This is a genomic window from Streptomyces sp. NPDC031132 (assembly GCF_055570595.1).
In genome coordinates, this window is the sequence record NZ_JBVIGX010000014.1 from 218648 (window position 1) to 223272 (window position 4625).

The 4625-nt window shown below is 73.9% G+C and carries 4 protein-coding genes; 2 read left to right on the forward strand and 2 right to left on the reverse strand.

Translation table 11 applies throughout. From position 1 onward, the window contains the following. Nucleotides 1-145: 145 nt before the first annotated feature. Both ACZ49B_RS22655 and ACZ49B_RS22660 read right to left on the reverse strand, forming a co-directional pair. Nucleotides 146-619, reverse strand: coding sequence for a carboxymuconolactone decarboxylase family protein (locus ACZ49B_RS22655; RefSeq protein WP_468308684.1), 474 nt, complete (start codon nucleotides 617-619; stop codon nucleotides 146-148). Nucleotides 620-886: 267 nt separating this feature from the next. After that, nucleotides 887-1606, reverse strand: coding sequence for a TetR/AcrR family transcriptional regulator (locus tag ACZ49B_RS22660; RefSeq protein ID WP_468308687.1), 720 nt, complete (start codon nucleotides 1604-1606; stop codon nucleotides 887-889). Nucleotides 1607-1719: 113 nt separating this feature from the next. On the opposite strand from ACZ49B_RS22660, the gene ACZ49B_RS22665 reads away from it, so the two are divergent. Then, entirely contained in the window at nucleotides 1720-3387 is a 1668-nt protein-coding gene (locus tag ACZ49B_RS22665; RefSeq protein ID WP_468308689.1) for an ABC-F family ATP-binding cassette domain-containing protein, read from the forward strand. Nucleotides 3388-3479: 92 nt separating this feature from the next. Then, entirely contained in the window at nucleotides 3480-4412 is a 933-nt protein-coding gene (locus tag ACZ49B_RS22670) for a virginiamycin B lyase family protein (RefSeq protein ID WP_468308692.1), read from the forward strand. The last annotated feature ends 213 nt before the right edge of the window (nucleotides 4413-4625 follow it).

Here is a 4625-nt window from a genome sequence, read left to right on the forward strand (position 1 = left end):
CTGCGCCGCTGTTTGTTGGGTTCCGCGGTGTGCTGGTTGTTTCCTTCCCTCCCCCCCCCCCCCCCCTCCCTCCCCCCCTCCCCCCCCCCCCCCCCCCCCCCCCCACGCCTTTGCGGTGCAGGAAAACAGCGGGCCTCGCTCGCGGCTATGCGAACTGGCCGGGCCGGTAGTCGCCGGCCGGCATCTGGAGCAGGACGTTGCCGCGGTTGAAGGCGTTGATGACGGTGATGACGGCCACCAGGGCGCCGAGCTGGTCTTCGTCGTAGTGCTTGGCGGCGTTCGCCCACACCGCGTCCGGGACGCCGCCGGCCGCATCGGCGATCCGGGTGCCCTCCTCCGCCAGCTCCAGCGCGGCACGCTCGGCGTCGGTGAACACCGTGGCCTCGCGCCAGACCGCGACCAGGTTGAGCCGCTCCGCCGACTCCCCGGCGTGCACGGCGTCCTTGAAGTGCATGTCGGTGCAGGCGGCGCAGCCGTTGATCTGGCTGGCGCGGAGCTTGACCAGTTCCTGCGTCGAAGCCGGCAGGGTCGAGTCCTGGAGCGCTTTGCCCGCGGCGATGATGTGCTTGAAGACCTTGCCCAGGACCGGGTTGGTGAAGGGGTTGAGGCGTGCTTCCATGATGCGCTCCGTTGCCGTTGTCTGACGGTTGCACCCCTTCGACACCGCTGCCCGGCAGGTTGTGACACGGGGGCGTTGTGACCCGCGTCTCCCCGTGGTTGCGCCGCGGCGGGGATCCCGCGTCGACCTGGCAGGCGACGCGCAGCCGGGCCGGTGCACGCACGCGGTCCGGCCGCGGGGCCGGCGCGTCGCATCCGGGTGTCGAGGTGGGATGCGCAGGGGGTCGGGGCGATCGGCCCGCCCCTCGGGCAAGGCGGTTTCGCCGGGTCAAGGCGCGGACGGCGCGTCCGGGACCCGGGTGAAGACCCCCGCAGCCGCCGCGGCCCTGGCGGCGCAGGCCGCCCGGCGCGGCAGGGCGGGATCGGGGGCAGCGCGCAGCAGGAGCAGCTCCTGGTAGAGCGGCGCCGTGGCCGCCACCAGCAGGGCCCGTGCGTCCGGGCCGGGCGGGACCTCGCCGCGGTCCACTGCCCGGGTGACAACCGGTGCGCAGCGGGCGTAGCGGCCCTCCCAGAAGCGGGTCAGCGCCCCCGCGGCATCTGCGGAGCGGAAGGACGCGGCGATCAGCGCCGTGGTGAGGCTGCCGCCCGGGCCGGGGTGTTCGGGGTGCAGGGCGTCGTAGACCTCCTGGTTGAGAGCGGTGAGGTCGTCCTCCAGGGATCCGGTGTCGGCGGGCTCCCAGGTGTCGTCGGCCGCTGCGTCGAGGACGTCGGCCAGCAGTCCGCCGACGTCCCGCCAGCGCCGGTAGACGGTGGTGCGGTGCACTCCCGCCCGTTCGGCGACGGCGTCCACGGTGAGCGCGTCGTACCCGGCGGCGACCAGGACCTCCCCGACAGCCGCCAGGACCTGGGCGCGTACCCGGGCACTGCGACCTCCGGTCCGGCGCCGGGTCCCGGCAGTTCCGGCCGACGCACCCGGTGCGGCCGGACCGGCCTGTCCCTTGTCGGCGGAGTCCTCTGAAAGATCGCTTGCGGCTGACGTCGTCATCATGGCACCATCTTAAAGCAACAGCCGTCGCATTAAGGAGCCAACGATGCTCATCCACATCCCGTCCACCGCCCGAGCCCCCCTCCCCCGCACCGCCCACCCGCAGGAGTTTCCGTATGACCGCAACCACCGCAACCACCGCACAGCTCACCGCGCTTGACGTCACCAAGGCCTACGAGGGCCGCCTCGTCCTCGACTCCGTCACGTGCTCCCTCCCGCCCGGTGGCCGGATCGGCATCGTCGGCGAGAACGGCTCCGGCAAGTCGACCCTGCTCCGCCTCTTCGCAGGCGTCGAGCGCCCGGACGAGGGCCGGATCATCGCCCGTGCAGACGGAGGCATCGGGTACCTCCCCCAGGAAGAAGAGCTTCCCGGGCAGCTGACCGTGCAGCAGGTCATCGACCGCGCTCTCACCGAACTGCGGTCCATGGAAGCCGAGTTGCGCCTGCTGGAGCAGCGCATGGCGGACGGCGCAGCCGAGACCGACCCCACACTGCTCACCGCCTACGCCGACCTGCTGACCGGCTACGAACTGCGCGGCGGCTACGAGGCCGATGCCCGCGTCGAGCGCGCCCTGCACGGCCTCGGACTGGTCCAGGTCCCCCGCGACCGCACGGTCGCCGGCCTCTCGGGCGGCGAACGGGTCCGGCTGCGGCTCGCCGCGCTGCTGGCCGCCGCGCCCGAGGTCCTGCTGCTGGACGAGCCGACCAACCACCTCGACGACGTGGCCCTGGCCTGGCTGGAGGAACACCTGTGCAGCCGGGCGGGCACCACGGTCACCGTCTCCCACGACCGCGTCTTCCTCGAACGTGTCGCCACCGTCCTGCTGGAGGTGGACGGGGACACCCACCGTGTCGTCCGCTTCGGCAACGGGTACGCCGGATACCTCGCGGAGCGCGCCGCCGACCGGCAGCGCCGCACCGAAGCCCATGCCGCCTGGCAGGCCGAGGTCGAGGCGCTGCGGGAGCGCGCGGCCGGCAGCGCCCGCAGGGTGGCGCCGGGCCGGGCCCGCAAGGACGGCAACAAGATGGCCTACGACCGGGCTGCCGGCAGGGTCCAGCAGTCCGTGGCCGGGCGGGTCCGCCAGGCCGGGGAACGACTGGAGCGGCTGCTCGCCCACCCCCTGGCCGCGCCGCCCGAACCGCTGCGCTTCACCGCTGCCCCGCGTTCGGGCCGGACCGGGGGGCTGCTGGTGTCGGCCGCGGCCCTGGAGGTCCGGGGACGGCTGGCCCCGGTCGACCTGACCCTCTCCGCCGGGGACCGGCTGCTGGTCGGCGGGCCCAACGGGGCGGGGAAGAGCACCCTGTTGGGCCTGCTGGCCACGGACGCCGCGAAGGCCGGCCCACCGACCCGCGGACACCTCGTACGGCGCGGACGGACCGGCTGGCTGCGCCAGTTGCCCGACCACGGCCCGGCGGGCCGGAGCGTCCTGGCGGCCTTCGGGCACGGTCGGGCCGGCGGCCCCGACGACCACGCCGAACAGCTGCTCTCCCTGGGCCTGTTCACCCGCGACCGGCTGGACCTCCCGGTAGGCGGGCTCTCAGCCGGTCAGCGGCAGCGCCTGGCGCTGGCCCGGCTGGTGAGCGAGCCGTACGACGTGCTGCTGCTGGACGAGCCCACCAACCACCTCTCCCCCGCGCTGGTGGAGGAACTGGAGGCCGCGCTGGCCGGTTTCCCCGGCGCGGTGGTCGTCGTCAGCCATGACCGCATGCTGCGCTCGCGCTGGCAGGGGAGGCTGCTGGACCTGCGACCGGCGACGCCCCACACGCAGGCCGCCGCCGCCTGACGCCCCCGCCCGGACCCCGCGCTTCCCCGCCCCGCCCCGTCCTGTTCCGTTCCGTTCCGTTCCGTTCCGTTCCGTTCCGCCGAAAGGACCCCATGCCCCGCGACGTGTCTCTCACCACCGGCCGCTCCTTCCCCGTGGCCGATACCGCGTCAGGCCCCTACGCCCTGACCGCAGGCCCCGACGGAGCGCTGTGGTGCACCCTCGTCCACGCCGGGCGCATCGCCCGCCTCGACCCCGACGGCCCGACACCCGTGACCGAGTTCCCCCTGGACTCTTCGGACTGCGGGCCCGCCCAGATCACCGCCGGACCCGATGGCGCGCTCTGGTTCACCCGCATGCGGGACGACAGGATCGGGCGGATCACCACCGACGGCATCCCGTGCTCGTACCCCGTCCCCACGCCGGGCAGCGGCCCGTACGGCATCACCGCCGGCCCGGACGGGGCGCTGTGGTTCACCGGTATGAACTCGGACCTGATCGGCCGGATGGAAGTGGACGGCTCGGTCCGGGAGTTCGGGCTGCCCGGGCGCACCGGCGCCTTCCCCTCCATGATCACGTCGGGTGGTGACGGCGCGCTGTGGTTCACGCTCAACCAGGCCCCCGCCCTCGGCCGGATCACGACGGCGGGCGAAGTGACCGTGCACCCCCTGCCGACCGCGACGGCCGGACCGGTGGGGATCACCGCGGGGCCGGACGGCGCACTGTGGTTCACGGAGATCGGAACGGGCCGGATCGGCCGGATCACGACGTCAGGGGAGATCACCAGTTCCCCGCTGCCTGATCCGCAGTGCCGTCCCCACGCGATCACGGCGGGCCCTGACGGCGCCCTGTGGTTCACGGAGTGGGCCTCTTCGCACATCGGCCGGCTGACCGTGGCCGGAGAGCTGACGCGCTACCCGCTGCCCGCACGGGACTGCGAGCCCCACGGGCTGGCGTTCGGCCCGGACGGAGCCCTGTACACAGCCCTGGAGCGCGGGGACATCCTGCGGCTCGTCCCGGAGGGTGGGCGGCAGGGCGACCACTGAGACGGCGTCCCGTTCGGTACGGAACTCGCATGGGGGGGAGCGGGGGGCGGGGACGCGGCTTGCTGCGGGAGGGGTCGCTCGCGGGTTCGGCGGGCGCATACGCGAAGACGCCCGGCCGGGGAAGTCCCGGCCGGGCGTCATCGTGCGTCTGCTGTCCGCTGGCGGCTTAGTACCAGTGGTGGGTCTGCCAGAAGTTCCAGGCACCCACCGGGC